Source organism: Agrobacterium sp. DE0009, from assembly GCF_007680755.1.
Lineage (GTDB): Bacteria > Pseudomonadota > Alphaproteobacteria > Rhizobiales > Rhizobiaceae > Agrobacterium > Agrobacterium tumefaciens_B.
This window is the reverse complement of record NZ_VEIU01000006.1, coordinates 93,351-106,608: the sequence shown is the minus strand read 5'-3', so window position 1 is coordinate 106,608 and position 13,258 is coordinate 93,351. Positions and strand designations below refer to the sequence as shown.

Below are 13,258 nucleotides of genomic sequence, written 5' to 3'. Positions count from 1 at the left end.
AGAGCATTAATTGTGATCCGGTAATCACCGCAAATACTCTAGGTCTGCCAACCTCGCCACTCGACCCATCGTCCATGGAAATCGGCTCGGCCGATTTCCTGCTTCTTGCCCGTAGGCCATAGTTGAAGGGTAATCGCGGCACCATTGGGCGCCGCATCTGCCTCCATCTGGAGGCGAGCAAGCGGAGCCTCTGCCGTTGCCCGCGCTCCGGCCTCTGCCATTAGCGCCTCTCCCGCCTCTTTGAGGTGGTCCGGCAGATATTGCCATGCGATCGAGTGGTAGATCACGTGCGTCGCGCCTTCATACCGCTGCGCCAAGCGCGATTTTAGCCAATCAACCGCGTCAGCCTTTTCGACATGCAGGCCGTGTTCCTGCGCAAGGCGCAGTGCTGCCGCTGTTCTTTCCAGCCTGTCCGTCTGGTCGGCCCAGACGTAAGAGATCAATCTCAGCCGATCCTCCTCAGATGACGGGTCAAGCGGATTGAGATCGCAGCCGGCGCGCGAGATAACCTCAATCTCTTCACGGGGCGGGTTCTCGCCGTGCCACTCCGGTGACAGGAATACCTCCGATTGCGGACCCCAATCGAGGTCACCCAAACGATACTGGTAGCGGTCGAATTGCAGATTGAGCCCAGCGCTGGCACCAATTTCCGAAAGCACAAGCTTCCTGCCGGTCAATGTTGCGAGCGTAAGGAAGCCGGGCAAGAGAACGGCGGATCGGCGAACCTCGTTGGTCTGCGGAGGCGATTTCAATCGTTCGAGAATGAAGGCGGCGTGGAAACGTAGGGCACTGGCACAGGCACGCCAAAGGGCGTCCTCGTCGTCGGGGCCGATATCGACAAGAGGGGCGATCTTTTCCTCTATCGCAAGGGCATGCAACGCCCCGGCCAACCGCAGGGGAACGGAATCGCCGGAAGGTCCAACATCGCCGGGCCAGGACAAGATAGTCTCGCCCACCTCGGTCTGCCGGTCGAGCCGTGTGGCGACAACGCGACAAATCCGCGCGGTAAAGGGAGATCCGAGGCTGTCACAGGCTTTTGCCTGAACCAGAAACGCATTCCTTACGGCTTCGTCATGCATTCGGGTTCTCCCTGCCTGCGCCTCAGGCGTCCTGTGGCCGATCTTCTGCGTTAAACTGGCTGATCGTCGTCCAGCGGGCGGTGAGGGCAGGTTTCTTTTCGTTTTCGATTTCCACCGTGACATCGTAAGTCGTCATCAACATTGTGGCGCCGCGAAAGCGGATCTCTGCCAGCGTGAAACGACCGCGCACCCGCGCACCGCTTTTGACAGGAGCGACGAAGCGGACGGCGTCAAAACCGTAATTGATGCCCATGGTTTGCTCACGAATACGGGGCAGGGCATCATAGTTGAGGGCTGAAAGAAGAGAGAGCGTCAGAAATCCATGGGCGATGGTGCCGCCGAACGGGCTTTCTGCCTTCGCTCTCTCCGGGTCAGTGTGAATGAACTGGTCATCGAGCGTCGCTTTGGCGAAGGCATCGATCATCGACTGGTCAACCGTAATCCAGTCGGAAACGCCCATTTCGCTGCCAACGTGGTTTTTCATCTCCGCCAGCGCAATTTCTTTTGTCATCTTACCTCGTCCGCATTGGTTTACCGCGACTTATACGGCTGGTGATGCGACGTGATCAACCGCGCAGATAAAAGACAACCGAGCGGGCTGGAAGGAAGGCGGGATTGCCGAAATCCGTACCGATCGCGGACCAGCCATCCCCCGGCAGGGCGAACGGTACGATGTTCCGGCTGCGGTTGATCAGCACGGCTAGCTCTGCGTCCTCACCAGTTTCACGGTCCAGGGTGAAAAGCACCATGGCGAAGGCCTGCACCTCCTGGCTTTCCCAGTCTGCCACCGTCATCGCCTCACCGCCCGGCGCAAGCCACACAACATCACCGCGCCCGGTGAAGAAATCGGCCTTGGTAAACACGTCGAAGCGCCTGCGCAATGTGGCAAGAAACGCCGTATGGTCGATCAATTCGGGGACAAGCGACGACCAGTCGACCCAGCTGATGGCGTTGTCCTGACAATAGGCATTGTTATTGCCCTGCTGGCTGCGCCCTCCCTCGTCGCCTGCCGTCAGCATCAAGGTGCCGCGACTGACAAAAAGCGTGGATAGTAACGCTCTCACATCCGCAAGCCGCGCTGCCATGATGGCAGGATCGTCCGTCAGACCTTCGAAACCATTGTTCCAGGAATGGTTGTCGTTATGGCCGTCGCGATTGTTCTCACCATTTTGATCATTGTGCTTGCGCTCATGGCTGACGAGGTCGAACAGGGTGAAGCCGTCATGGGCGGCAAGAAAATTGACGCTCCGGCTTTTAGTCCGCCCGTGTCTGGAGAAAATCGGAGACGAGCCGGATAAGGCATCAGCGAGTGCGCCTGTCATGCCGGCATTCCCACGCCAGAAACGGCGCATGTCGTCGCGGGCGCGGTCGTTCCATTCGAGAAAGCTTTCCGGGAAATTGCCAAGCTGATACCCGCCGGGCCCGATATCCCAGGGTTCAGCGATCAGCACCCGGTCGTACAAAACAGGATCGGAATGCATGGCGGCCAATGTTTCGCTGGCCATGTCGAAACCCGCCGCGGTTCTCCCGAGCACGGGTGCCAGATCGAAACGGAAGCCGTCCACCCCCGCATGAAGAACGAAGTGTCGCAGCGAATCAATGATGAGCTGGCGAATATAGGGGTGGTCGCACGCGACTGTATTGCCGGTGCCGGTATCGTTGACGAGCTCGCCCGGCTTTCCCGGCATGTGACGGAAGGCGGTGAGATTGTCGAGGCCGCGCAGCGACATGGTCGAACCCTCGATATCGCTTTCACCGGTGTGGTTGAAGACCAGGTCAAGAATGACGCCGATGCCCTGCGCATGCAATGCCGCAACCGTGTCGCGCAGTTCCAGCACGCCGCCCGGGCAAAGGCGCGGATCGAGCGCCATGAAGCCGATCGGATTGTACCCCCAGGCGTTGGAAAGGCCGAGAGGCGGCAAATGGCGTTCGTCTATCCACGCCGTGATTGGCATCAGTTCGACCGCATCAACGCCGATCTTTTTCAGATGGGCGAGAATGGCGGGATGCGCAAGCGCCGCGACGGTGCCCCTGATATTCTCGGGGACGTCGGGATGCAGCTGGGTGAAGGATTTGACGGCGAGTTCGTAAATCAGCCCGCCTTCGGCAAAAAGCGGCGGCTGGCGTTGAAGCGGGTGATGAGGGGAAAGAATTGCCTTGGGCACGATGTGGCCCGTTTCCTGACCAAAGGCATATAGCGCGGGATCGTGGCGAAACGGGCGGTCAATTTCCGTTGCATAGGGGTCGAGTAGCAGCTTTGCCGGATCGAACCACAGACCATGGTCGGGTGAATAAATGCCGTGGGCGCGAAAGCCATAGCGTGTGCCGGTGCTGGCGTCGGAGACAGTCAGCCGATGAACATCATCCTCGCCGCGCACCATCGGCAGGCGCGCCGTTTCTTTGTCACCGGTTTTATCAAAAAGGCAGAGATCGATCTGGGAAGCATGCCGCGAATAGACCGTGAACTCCGTTCCGTTTTCCGTCCGCTGCGCGCCCTTGGGAAAAACGGAAGGTGTCTGCATGCTCTCTCTCCGATAGGGTATTTACCTCATAAAAGGCGCCGACAGTCTTAGGAGCGAACCTTCGCTCTGTCATCCACGGGCTTGACCCGAGGATCCAAAACCCGGACATCCAGTAGATCCTCGGGTCAAGCCCGAGGATGAAGCCGAGTGTGACGAGGGTTGCTTCACTCTCGCAAACCCATCGTCATGCGCGCGGCGCCGGCTCCGCTGGGGTCAGCGCCGCGGTGGCCTCAGGTGATAACGCTCGGCGCACTGCGCCCGGTGTGGGCCTTGATGCCCGCGATCGTATCGGCAACGGCGATCAGATCGGCGAGTGCTTCCTGCGTTTCGATGCCGTGCCGTGCTGCATCCGGCTCGTAACGCTCGACATAGAGACGAAGCGTGGCGCCGGCCGTGCCTGTGCCGGAGAGACGTAGCACGATGCGCGAGCCGCCTTCAAAGAGAATGCGTATACCCTGGTTCTTGCTCACGGACTGGTCGACCGGGTCGTGATAGGCAAAATCATCCGCCGAAGCGACCTTGAGATTGCCGTAGCTGGTGCCCGGCAACGTCGCGAGCTTTTCACGCAGGATGGCCACGAGCGTGTTGGCGGCGTCGGCGTCAACCTCTTCGTAGTCATGGCGCGAATAATAGTTGCGGCCATACTCCGCCCAATGTTTGGTGACGATGTCCTTGACGCTTTCCTTGCGAACGGCAACGATATTCAGCCAGAAAAGCACGGCCCACAGACCGTCTTTTTCACGCACATGGTTCGAGCCGGTGCCGAAACTCTCTTCGCCGCACACCGTGACCTTGCCGGCATCCAGCAGGTTGCCGAAAAACTTCCAGCCGGTCGGTGTCTCGTACATGCCAAGGCCGAGCTTTTCCGCGACGCGGTCCGCCGCGGCGCTGGTTGGCATCGAGCGGGCGATGCCTGAAATGCCGCCAGCATAACCGGGCGCCAGTTTGGCATTGGCGGCAATGATGGCAAGACTGTCCGACGGCGTGACGAACATGCCCTTGCCGACCACCATGTTGCGGTCACCGTCGCCATCGGAGGCGGCACCAAAATCCGGGCCCTCCGGGCTCATGACGTCGTCGTAAAGCTCCTTGGCATGGACAAGGTTCGGATCTGGGTGGTGGCCACCGAAATCCGGCAGCGGCGTCGCGTTGCGGACCGAACCCTTGGGCGCACCAAGCCGCTTTTCGATGATCTCGACGGCATAGGGGCCGGTAACCGCGCTCATGGAGTCGACCACAACCTTGAAGCCACCGGCGATGAGTGCACGAATGGCATCGAAATCGAACAGTTCTTCCATGAGGGCCGCGTAATCCGCGACCGGGTCGATCACCTCGACCGTCAGGTTGTCCACCTTGAAGCTGCCGACCTTGTCGAGATCGATATCGGCAGCGTCGGAGATTTTGTAGCTGTCGATGACTTTGGAGCGGGCATAGATCGCGTCCGTGATCTTCTCAGGGGCGGGACCGCCGTTGCCGATATTGTATTTGATGCCGAAATCTTCGGTCGGGCCGCCGGGATTGTGGCTCGCGGAAAGCACGATACCGCCGAAGGCCTTGTATTTGCGGATGATGTTGGACGCGGCCGGCGTGGAAAGAATGCCGCCCTGACCGACCATCACCTTCCCAAAGCCGGCGGCGGCGGCCATCTTGATCGCTTTCTGGATGACTTCGCGGTTGTAGTAACGGCCGTCACCGCCGATAACCAAGGTCTCCCCTTGGAAGCCTTCGAGAGAGTCGAAGATCGACTGAATGAAGTTCTCGGCGTAATTTTCCTGGGCAAAGACGGGCACCTTCTTGCGCAGTCCCGAAGTGCCCGGTTTCTGATCCTGATAGGGCGTCGTCTGAACGGTCTTTATCATTGGTTCAATGGCCTTTCGATATAAGCTGGTTGTAAAGCGCGGCGTAAAGAGCGGCGCTCTTTTCCCAGGAAACATCGGATTTCATTCCGAGTTTCTGCATTTGTGTCCAGAGTTTGGGGTCGTGATAATAACGGACGGTCCGACGGATCGCCTGTTTGAGGCCGTCGAGCGTCACCGGTGAAAACTGTACGCCCGTCGCCGATTTATTAGCGATCGCGGCGTGATTGGCGTCGATGACGGTATCGGCAAGGCCGCCCGTGCGGGCGACGACCGGAATGCAGCCATAACGCAGCGCATAAAGCTGAGTAAGCCCACAGGGCTCGAAGCGCGAGGGAATGATGATCGCATCGCAGCCCGCCTGCATCAGGTGCGACAGCGGCTCATTATAACCGATGGCGACGCCGACACGGCCATGGTGGCGGGAGGCTGCCGCCAGAAGTGCCCCTTCCAATGCCACATCGCCGGCGCCAAGCACGACGAGCCGTCCGCCGAGGGAAACGACCTCATCCACCGCATCGGCCATGAGATCGATGCCCTTTTGCCAGGTGAGGCGGGAGATGACGCAGAATAGCGGGCTGTCATCATCATCGATCCGGAAATGCTCGGCGACGGCCTTCTTGTTTAACGCCCGGTTCTTGAGGTTGGCTGCGGAGAAATTGTCATGGATCAGGTGATCGGTTGCCGGGTTCCAGACGTTGGCGTCGATGCCGTTGACGATGCCATGCAACACGTGCGCGCGGCTGCCGATGACCCCGTTGAGACCCATGCCGAATTGTGGGGTGAGGATTTCCTCTGCATAGGAAGGGCTGACGGTGCTGAGCGCGGTTGCCGTCTGCAGGCCGCCCTTCAGGAAGCTGACATCGTTGTAATACTCCACGCCTTCCATGCTGAACGCATGGGCCGGCAGGGCAAGCTTGCTGAAAATGTTGGCGCCGAATTGCCCCTGGAAGGCGATGTTGTGGATGGTGAGTAGGCTCGGAATCTCAGGCGTTTCGGCATAACGCATGTAGACCGGCGCCATGGCGGCCTGCCAGTCGTGCGCATGCACGAGATCCGGGCGCCAGCCGGGAAATTCGCCGGCCGCAATGCGTGCTGCCGCCAGCGAAAGCGCTGCGAAGCGCTTCCAATTGTCAGGATAATCCTTGCCGGTCTGGTCGAGATAGGGGCCGCCCGAGCGCTCGTAATAGGCAGGCGCATCAAGAATAAGGAGATCAAGCCCCTCGTGCCGCGCTTCGAGCACCTCGGCTTTTTCGCCGAGAAGATCGGTAAATTCGAAACATTTGACGGCATCCGTCACGGCTGCTTTTACAGCCGGGTATCCGGGGATCAGAGTCCGCGTCTTGATGCCAAGCGCTTCCAGCGCGATGGGGAGCGCGCCGGCAACATCGGCGAGCCCTCCAGTCTTGATTAGGGGATAGATTTCGGATGAAACCGAAAGGACATTCATCGGCGCTACAGGTCCAGCTTGTCGATCATCGATTGGGTGATAAGGCAGATGCCGTTTTCAGTGCGGCGGAAACGTTTGGCATCCAGTTCTGGGTCTTCTCCTACAATCAATCCTTCCGGAATGACCACGCCATGGTCGATCACGACATTGCTGAGCTGGGCGTGACGCCCGATCTTCACACTCGGCAGTACTACGGCATTCTCAAGGCGTGAGTATGAATTGGCTCTGACGCCTGTGAACAACAGGCTGCGGTTCAGCGATGCGCCCGAAATGATGCAATCACCGGAAACGACCGAAGACACGGCCGAACCGCGGCGGTTCTCGTCATCGTGCACGAATTTAGCCGGCGGGGTGATTTCCGCATAGGTCCAGATCGGCCAGGATTTATCGTAGATATCGAGGTCGGGCACGATGTCCGTGAGGTCGATATTGGCCTGCCAATAGGCATCGATGGTGCCCACGTCGCGCCAGTAGGGGCCATGCTCGAAATCCGAGCGCACGCAGGAATCCGCGAAGCGATGGGCGACGGCTTTGCCATGCTCAACGATATAGGGAATGATGTCCTTGCCGAAGTCGCGGCTGGAGGTCGGGTCGGCGGCATCACGGCGCAGGGCTTCCATCAGGAATTTCGTGTGGAAGACATAGATGCCCATGGAAGCGAGCGCGAAGCCTTCATTGCCGGGAATACCGGGCGGATCGGCCGGCTTCTCGATGAAATCGATGATCTCGTCTTTTTCATTCACATGCATCACGCCGAAGCCGGTCGCTTCCATGCGCGGGACTTCGAGGCAACCGATCGTCACGTCGGCACCGGAATCCACATGCTGCTGCAGCATGTATTCGTAGTCCATTTTATAGATATGGTCGCCGGCGAGGATGACCATGTATTCAGGCCCATAGGGCTCGATGATGTCGATGTTCTGGTAAACTGCGTCGGCGGTGCCTTCATACCATTGCGTTTCTGAAACGCGCTGGGAGGCGGGCAGGATGTCGAAGCTTTCGTTGCGTTCAGGACGGAAGAAGTCCCAGCCCCGCTGCAGGTGGCGAATAAGGGAGTGCGCCTTGTATTGTGTGGCGACGCCGATGCGGCGAATGCCGGAATTGAGCGCGTTGGACAGCGCAAAATCGATGATGCGGGCCTTGCCGCCGAAATAAACGGCGGGTTTTGCCCGGCGGTCTGTCAGTTCCTTGAGGCGGCTGCCTCTGCCGCCCGCGAGGACATAGGCCATTGCATCACGCGCCAAAGGCTGAACTCTTTTTTCCGACATGGTGTCCTCCCTCTGTATGTGTCAGTTTTCCGGTTCGAGCATGATCGTGGCGAGCGGCGGCAGGACGAGCATCGCCCCGATATTGCCGCCGGCATCGACCGCCTGAACGCGTCCGCCATTTCCCTTGCCGCTGCCGCCATAGATTTCGGCATCGGTATTGAGAATTTCCCGCCACCGCCCCGCCTGGGGCAGCGGCACGTAATAATTTTCCCTGTAGACCGGCGTGAGGTTGCAGATGACCGCCACCGGCTTTTCACCAGGCGCCGTGCGCAGCCAGGCGAAGACGGAATTCTCGTGATCATCGACCACAAGCCAGCGGAACCCTTCGGGTTCGCAATCGCGGGCGTGCAGGGCGGCTTTGGACCGATAGGTGAGGTTGAGGTCGCGCACCAGCCGGCGCATGCCCTCATGCATCGGATATTGGCGCAGGTTCCAGTCGAGTGACCCCTTTTCGCTCCACTCGCTCCATTGCGCGAACTCCTGTCCCATGAACAGCAGCTTCTTACCGGGATAACCCCACATGAAGCCGTAATAGGAGCGCAGATTGGCGAATTTCTGCCAGTCGTCGCCGGACATTTTGGCGATCAGCGAGCCCTTGCCGTGTACCACCTCGTCGTGGGACAGCGGCAGCACGAAATTTTCGGTGAAAGCGTATAGCAGACCGAAGGTCAGTTCCTGGTGGTGGAACTTGCGATGCACCGGCTCACGCGCGAAGTAGCTGAGCGTGTCGTGCATGAAGCCCATGTTCCACTTGAAACCGAAACCGAGACCGCCCTCATGAACGGGCTGCGACACCTTCGGCCAGGAGGTGGATTCCTCGGCAATCGTCATGACGCCCGGATGGGTGCCATAAACAAGGGAATTCATCTTCTGCAGGAAACGCACGGATTCGAGATTTTCCCGTCCGCCATATTCGTTCGGGATCCACTCGCCTTCCTTGCGTGAATAATCGAGATAGAGCATCGAGGCGACCGCATCGACGCGCAGGCCATCGAGATGGAATTTCTCGGCCCAATAGAGCGCGTTGTTGATGAGGTAAGACATCACCTCGACGCGACCGAAATTATAGATCGCCGTGTTCCAGTCTGGATGAAAACCCTGCCGCGGATCGGCGTGCTCATAGAGCGCCGTGCCGTCGAACCAGCGAAGCCCATGTTCGTCGGTCGGGAAATGAGCGGGAACCCAGTCCAGCAAGACGCCGATGCCAACCTTGTGCGCACCGTTGACGAAACGGGCAAAGCCTTCCGGATCGCCAAACCGTGCGCTCGGTGCGTAGAGACCCGTCGTCTGGTAACCCCAGGAGGGATCATAGGGATGTTCGGTAATCGGCAGGAACTCGATGTGGGTAAAGCCCATATCGGTGCAATAGGGAATAAGCTGCGCGGCGAGCTCGTCCCAACTCAGGAAGGTGCCGTCTTCGCGCCGCTGCCATGAGCCCGCATGCACTTCGTAGATGCTGATCGGCTGGCGACGCTGGTCCACCTGCGCCCAATGTTCCCGGTGGGCCTGATCTTCCCATTTCTGCGACAGTTCGGGGGCGGTGACGGATGCATTTTTCGGTCGCAACTCGGCACGGCGCGCGTAGGGGTCCGCTTTCAGCGGCAGCAGCTCGCCATTCGCGCCGAGGATTTCGAACTTGTAGGCGCAACCGGCATAGACGTCAGGCGCGAAGATTTCCCAGATGCCCGTATCTTTGCGGAAGCGCATGACGTGGCGGCGGCCATCCCAATTATTGAAATCGCCAACCACCGAAACGCGCCGCGCATTGGGCGCCCAGACGGCAAAATGGAAGCCTTCAACACCTTCAAGTTTCAGAGGATGTGCACCCATCCGGTCGAAGAGCCGCAAATGCGATCCCTCGCGGACGAGATAATCATCCATCGGTCCGAGAACCGGGCCAAAACTGTAAGGATCGGTCACTGCCCACTCGGCATCATCGCGGGCAGCGCGGTATCGGATCGGCTGGCGTTTCTGGAGGTCGATCGGGCCTTCAAAAAAACCATCGGGATCCAACCGCTTCAATTCGCCGACGAAAGTCCCGTCCAGTGTCAGGACAGAGACTTCCTCCGCACCGGGAATGAAACAGCGGGCAAGAAACCCTTCCGGCGTTTCGTGAACACCGAGAAGGGCGAAGGGGTTGGAATGCAAACCGCTCTTAATCGCCTCGATTTCAGCCTTCGTGATGTCGACAGTCTTTTTCTCTTCGGCCGAATTGAGCGGTTTTTTCATCAGGCTCTCCAGATCTCGGTGGCATATTGACGGATCGTCCTGTCGGACGAGAACCAGCCCATACGCGCCGTGTTGCGCACTGCTTTGGTGTTCCAGCTATCCTGATCGCTCCAGATCGCATCTACTTTGCGCTGAGCCTCGGCATAGGCGTCGAAATCGGCGGCGACCATGAACCAGTCGCTGTTGTAAATGCCGTCGATAAGGGCGGAAAACCGGGAACGGTCGTCGGGTGAGAACACGCCCGACGCAATGGATGACAGCGCCTGCGACAATTCCGCAGACCCTTCGATAATGGCACGGGGATTATGACCATCGGCACGGGCCTTGGCGACATCTTCAGCGGTCATGCCGAAGATGACGATGTTGTCGGCGCCGACATGTTCCAGCATTTCCACATTCGCGCCGTCGAGCGTACCGATGGTGAGTGCGCCATTGAGTGCGAATTTCATGTTGCCGGTGCCGGACGCTTCCATGCCGGCCGTCGATATCTGCTCGGAGAGATCGGCAGCGGGAACCATAATTTCCGCGAGCGAGACGTTGTAATTCGGAACAAAAACCACCTTCAGAAGCCCGCGCACGGCCGGGTCGTTATTGATCACCCGGGCAATATCGTTGGCAAGCTTAATGATCAGCTTCGCGTTGTGGTAACTCGGCGCTGCCTTGCCTGCAAAGAACTTAACGCGCGGCACCCAATCCAGTTCCGGATGCGAACGGATTTGATCATAGAGTGCGACGGTTTCGACAAGGTTCAAAAGCTGCCGCTTGTATTCGTGAATGCGCTTGATCTGGATATCGAACATCGCAGACGGGTCGACGCGGATGCCCATGCGCTGCGCCACCGTATTGGCAAGGCGGACCTTGTTCAGGCGCTTCACCTCGGCGAATTTTTCGCGGAAACCGGCGTCGTCGGCAAAGCGGTCGAGAGCTGTCAGTTTTTCTGCATCATCGAGGAAATCGTCGCCGATCGTCTCGCGCAGCAGGCTTGTCAGACCGGGATTGCACTGCATCAGCCAGCGGCGTGGTGTGATGCCATTTGTCTTGTTGTTGATCCGCTCCGGATACAGGCTGTGCAGATCGGCAAACACCGTTTCTTTCATCAGATCGGTGTGAAGGGCGGAGACGCCGTTGATGGAATGCGAGCCGATGAAGGCGAGGTTGCCCATGCGCACACGTCTCTCGCCACCTTCGTCGATGAGAGAAATGGAGCGGATCTGCTGGTCCGCCATCTTCTTTTCCTTGCGGGCAAAGAGCAGAGTATTGGCGTTGATCGCATAAACGATCTGCATGTGTCTTGGCAGCAGACGCTCAAGCAGCGGCACCGGCCAACTCTCCAGCGCCTCGGGAAGCAGCGTGTGGTTGGTATAGGAGAAGGTGCCCTGCGTGATCTTCCAGGCTTCCTCGAACTCCAGACCGTGCACATCGCACAGAAGGCGCATCATTTCCGCGATGGAAACGGCCGGATGGGTATCGTTGAGCTGTATAGAGACCTTGTCCGGTAGAGAGGTGAAATCCGGATACTGCTGCAAGTGGCGGCGCAGGATGTCCTGCAGCGAGGCGGAAGAGAAGAAGAATTCCTGCCGCAGGCGCAGTTCCTGGCCGGCCGGCGTTGCGTCCGCTGGGTAGAGAACGCGCGTCAGGCTTTCCGCCTTGTTGCTCTCGCGAAGAGCCCCGATATGGTCGCCGGCATTGAAGGCGGCGAGGAGAATGGGGTCTATCGGCTGTGCCGACCAGAGGCGCAGCGTGTTGACGCGGGTGCCGCGCCAGCCGACGACCGGCGTGTCGTAAGCCATGGCGATGACGCGCTCGGCCGGTTTCCAGACGAAGCGCTGCGGGTCTTCATATCCGCCGATCGTCTCCACCGAGCCGCCGAAGCCGATTTCATAGGAGCTTTCGCGGCGTTCGAATTCCCATGGGTTACCGTGGGCAAGCCAGGTTTCCGGCAGTTCCACCTGCCATCCGTCAGCCATCTGCTGGCGGAAGAGGCCATGCACGTACCGGATGCCGTAGCCATAGGCGGGAATATCAACGGTCGCCATGGATTCCATGAAGCAGGCAGCAAGACGCCCAAGACCGCCATTACCGAGTGCCGCATCCGGCTCCAGCCCGGCGATAACGTCAAGATCGACGCCGAGGGAGGACAGCGCGTCACGAATCTCGTGCATCAGGCCGATGTTGGAGATGGCGTCGCGCATCAGGCGGCCGATCAGAAATTCCAGCGACAGATAATAAACGCGCTTGGAATTGTTGGCATAGGCCTTGCGGGTGGATTCCATCCATTTGTCGATGATGCGGTCACGCACGACGAGGATGGTTGCGGTCAGCCAGTCATGCGGTTTTGCAACCTTAACGTCTTTGCCGATGCGGTAGGTCAGTCGCTCGATGATTTCCGCGGCCATGATTTCCGGGTTGGAACTGCGCGGCGCGGGGCGGGGAAGATCGGCGGCGTTGAGATTATTGATCATTGGTCGGTCAGCACCTTGGTGGGAGGAGAGGGTCTGAGAGGTTGATCCGTATTGCCATTGCTGATGCCAGTTTATGCATCGATATGGAGGCGTGGCAACAGCAATTTTCGCGGAAAGTGGTGTGGGCTAGAATTCTGAAAAATAAGGTTTTTTTCACGCCCTGAAGGACACAAAGACTGTTCTAAGCCTCCTATCCGCAGTTTGTGAGGCTGTTTGCGTCGGCGCTGCGATGTCTGGCATCGTTCAAAAGAGAATGAGGCTGCAAAAGTTTGAAATGGTTCACCGGTCCTGAAATCTGTTCATTTTATTATATCCATGCACCAGACTGGAAACCGTCCGTGGTTTAGCCGAATGCCTCAACCTACACACTATCCTTCGCAGCCGCAAAAATT

The 13,258-nt window shown here is 58.7% G+C and carries 8 protein-coding genes; all 8 read right to left on the bottom strand.

Annotation, left to right across the window (positions count from 1 at the left end):
- Positions 1-38 precede the first annotated feature (38 nt).
- The gene (locus FS804_RS19325) at positions 39-1,079 is read right to left on the bottom strand and encodes a DUF2332 domain-containing protein (protein WP_144578530.1); all 1,041 of its coding nucleotides are present in this window, start codon (positions 1,077-1,079) and stop codon (positions 39-41) included.
- A 22-nt stretch (positions 1,080-1,101) separates the two neighbouring features.
- Complete coding sequence (locus FS804_RS19320) at positions 1,102-1,590, bottom strand: MaoC family dehydratase (protein ID WP_144578529.1); 489 nt, start codon at positions 1,588-1,590, stop codon at positions 1,102-1,104.
- 55 nt (positions 1,591-1,645) lie between these two features.
- Positions 1,646-3,601, bottom strand: coding sequence for a glycogen debranching protein GlgX (gene glgX, locus FS804_RS19315; RefSeq protein ID WP_144578528.1), 1,956 nt, complete (start codon positions 3,599-3,601; stop codon positions 1,646-1,648).
- A gap of 230 nt (positions 3,602-3,831) precedes the next feature.
- Positions 3,832-5,460: an alpha-D-glucose phosphate-specific phosphoglucomutase gene (locus FS804_RS19310; protein ID WP_144578527.1), complete on the bottom strand. Its 1,629-nt coding sequence runs from the start codon at positions 5,458-5,460 to the stop codon at positions 3,832-3,834.
- Positions 5,461-5,464: 4 nt separating this feature from the next.
- A complete protein-coding gene (glgA, locus tag FS804_RS19305) occupies positions 5,465-6,907 on the bottom strand; it encodes a glycogen synthase GlgA (protein WP_144578526.1) in 1,443 nt (480 codons plus the stop codon).
- Positions 6,908-6,912: 5 nt separating this feature from the next.
- Positions 6,913-8,175: a glucose-1-phosphate adenylyltransferase gene (gene glgC / locus FS804_RS19300; RefSeq protein ID WP_063947166.1), complete on the bottom strand. Its 1,263-nt coding sequence runs from the start codon at positions 8,173-8,175 to the stop codon at positions 6,913-6,915.
- 21 nt (positions 8,176-8,196) lie between these two features.
- Entirely contained in the window at positions 8,197-10,404 is a 2,208-nt protein-coding gene (gene glgB, locus FS804_RS19295; RefSeq protein WP_144578525.1) for a 1,4-alpha-glucan branching protein GlgB, read from the bottom strand.
- A complete protein-coding gene (locus tag FS804_RS19290) occupies positions 10,404-12,866 on the bottom strand; it encodes a glycogen/starch/alpha-glucan phosphorylase (RefSeq protein ID WP_144578524.1) in 2,463 nt (820 codons plus the stop codon). The genes glgB and FS804_RS19290 overlap by 1 nt, the downstream gene beginning before the upstream one ends.
- Between the last annotated feature and the right edge of the window lie 392 nt (positions 12,867-13,258).

Bases quoted from the DNA above. Each gene is read 5' to 3' on its own strand.
- FS804_RS19310 (WP_144578527.1), bottom strand. From the start codon at position 5,460: ATGATAAAGACCGTTCAGACGACGCCCTATCAGGATCAGAAACCGGGC.
- glgA (WP_144578526.1), bottom strand. From the start codon at position 6,907: ATGAATGTCCTTTCGGTTTCATCCGAAATCTATCCCCTAATCAAGACT.
- glgC (WP_063947166.1), bottom strand. From the start codon at position 8,175: ATGTCGGAAAAAAGAGTTCAGCCTTTGGCGCGTGATGCAATGGCCTAT.
- FS804_RS19290 (WP_144578524.1), bottom strand. From the start codon at position 12,866: ATGATCAATAATCTCAACGCCGCCGATCTTCCCCGCCCCGCGCCGCGC.
- glgX (WP_144578528.1), bottom strand. From the start codon at position 3,601: ATGCAGACACCTTCCGTTTTTCCCAAGGGCGCGCAGCGGACGGAAAAC.
- FS804_RS19320 (WP_144578529.1), bottom strand. From the start codon at position 1,590: ATGACAAAAGAAATTGCGCTGGCGGAGATGAAAAACCACGTTGGCAGC.
- FS804_RS19325 (WP_144578530.1), bottom strand. From the start codon at position 1,079: ATGCATGACGAAGCCGTAAGGAATGCGTTTCTGGTTCAGGCAAAAGCC.
- glgB (WP_144578525.1), bottom strand. From the start codon at position 10,404: ATGAAAAAACCGCTCAATTCGGCCGAAGAGAAAAAGACTGTCGACATC.